The organism is Pseudomonas brassicacearum (assembly GCF_003732265.1).
Lineage (GTDB): Bacteria > Pseudomonadota > Gammaproteobacteria > Pseudomonadales > Pseudomonadaceae > Aquipseudomonas > Aquipseudomonas brassicacearum_D.
This window is the reverse complement of record NZ_MOBK01000250.1, coordinates 1-296: the sequence shown is the minus strand read 5'-3', so window position 1 is coordinate 296 and position 296 is coordinate 1. Positions and strand designations below refer to the sequence as shown.

Sequence of the window (296 nt, the reverse complement as noted above, 5' to 3'; positions counted from 1 at the left end):
GGCTGCGCAAGAGCGACAAGATCTATACCTCGCGACCGTTCCGTTACCTGGCGTTGTGGATGGGGCCGTCGTGCCTGATCGCAATCCTCGCGGGATGGTTTACCACCGAAATCGGCCGTCAGCCGTGAGTAGTCTACGGACTGATGCGCACGGCGGACGCCTCTTCCAACCATAGTTTCCTGCAGATGAGCATCACGTTGATTCTGTTCGTGGTGGTGTATTTCGCGCTGTTCGGGGCGGGTCTGGGCTACATGATGCGCCTGGTGCGCAAAGGGCCGAAGATCGACGAAGGCAAG

The 296-nt window shown here is 59.1% G+C and carries 1 pseudogene; it reads left to right on the top strand.

The annotated features are described in order from the left end of the window. Nucleotides 1-296: pseudogene (locus BK660_RS31110) on the top strand (cytochrome ubiquinol oxidase subunit I); the annotation flags it as partial.